Genomic DNA, 1,222 nt, shown 5'->3' with positions numbered 1-1,222 from the left:
CGGCAGGATTCGAACCTGCGACCTGCCGCTTAGGAGGCGTGGTGCGTTTAGCGCTACGCTCACCTGCGTTTATGGAGTCTACGCGGGTACGCAAGTGGGCTAGTTGTGTGGTGCGGGAAGGATCTTCAGCAGGCGTTCGTCGTCGTCGCTCCGGCGGGTAGGTTGTCGCGGGCGCGGAGTGCGCAGTCGGGGCAGCGTGCCGTACCGTCCTCGGGGATCGCGTCGGCGCGCACGCGGCGGTCGCAGAGGGCTCGTCGCCAGCGCAGGTGTCGGCCGTGGATGACGGGGGCATCAGGGTCAGGCAGGTGCGCGATCGCGCCGCCGAACACACCAAGTCTCCACCGGGTCATCATGACCGTCACCACCCGCAGTGTCGCCGGAGTCCGCCCAGGTGTCTCCGTCGCAGGCAGACAGTGTGTGACACTCCTGTCTGGAATGTCCAGTACGGACCGGCAGATCACCCGTTCGGCGGAGGATCCTGGGCCTGGTCTTCCTCGATCTGATCGATGATCGCCTGAACACCCGCGGCGCTCGCCGTTTCGCCGGCGGCCCGAAGTGCGGCAATCGCGTCCTGGATGCGCTTCTTCTCCTCGGCGTCCATGGCCCGCGCTACTTCTCCGGTGGCGCTGGCGGTGGCGCTGGCGGCGCTGGCGGATCTGGATCGGGTGTGGGCTCCGGTCGCCCGTTCGGCCAGGGGCACGTAGGCGGCAGGTGATAGAAGCTGTCGCAGAGCCCGCACGGGCCTTTCACCGGGCCCCGTCCGCGCCGATGTCGCCGATCTGCTGCTCGAGCCGCAGCAGCCCGAGCGTTCGCGCGGCCTGGGTGGACTCGCTGAGCGCGTCGGCGATCATGAGCCAGTCGTACGGCATACCCGCCAGCAGCCGCGCACGGTGCCGCTCGAGCAGGGGGCCCAGCAGTTGCAGCTCGTCCGCGAGGTCGAACTCCTCCGGTGTCGGCGTGTCGCTCACCTGCGCCGGCCGCGACCGCGCGATCGCCGACAGGTCTGGTGGCCGCGCCGGGTCGGGGGGTTGGGTCGGCGCGGCCACCTCCGTGGGGACCGGAGTCGGGGGCTGGTGGGCGACCCCAGGTGGTGTATGGGGCCGCCCACCAGGCGCAGACCGGCAGGACTGTGGTTCCCGGTCCGCGCTCAGGTGACGGGCCGGCGACGAATCCGGCCCGCCACCTGACGTCTCGTCGATCATCGCCGGCCCCGATCGGCGAG

General features: G+C 70.5%; 2 protein-coding genes and 1 tRNA gene. All 3 read right to left on the bottom strand.

Annotation, left to right across the window (positions count from 1 at the left end; all coding sequences use genetic code 11):
• Position 1: 1 nt before the first annotated feature.
• The 3 genes from ACYVIP_RS44720 to ACYVIP_RS44710 all read right to left on the bottom strand — a co-directional run bounded on the left by ACYVIP_RS44720 (position 2) and on the right by ACYVIP_RS44710 (position 1,046).
• Positions 2 to 60 (bottom strand) — tRNA-Arg (locus ACYVIP_RS44720).
• A gap of 397 nt (positions 61 to 457) precedes the next feature.
• Complete coding sequence (locus tag ACYVIP_RS44715; RefSeq protein ID WP_460407329.1) at positions 458 to 601, bottom strand: hypothetical protein; 144 nt, start codon at positions 599 to 601, stop codon at positions 458 to 460.
• Positions 602 to 746: 145 nt separating this feature from the next.
• Entirely contained in the window at positions 747 to 1,046 is a 300-nt protein-coding gene (locus tag ACYVIP_RS44710) for a hypothetical protein (RefSeq protein ID WP_460407327.1), read from the bottom strand.
• Between the last annotated feature and the right edge of the window lie 176 nt (positions 1,047 to 1,222).

It is taken from the genome of Actinophytocola sediminis, assembly GCF_054779715.1.
The sequence above is the reverse complement of the archived record's forward strand: the minus strand, read 5'-3'. Positions and strand labels throughout refer to the sequence as shown.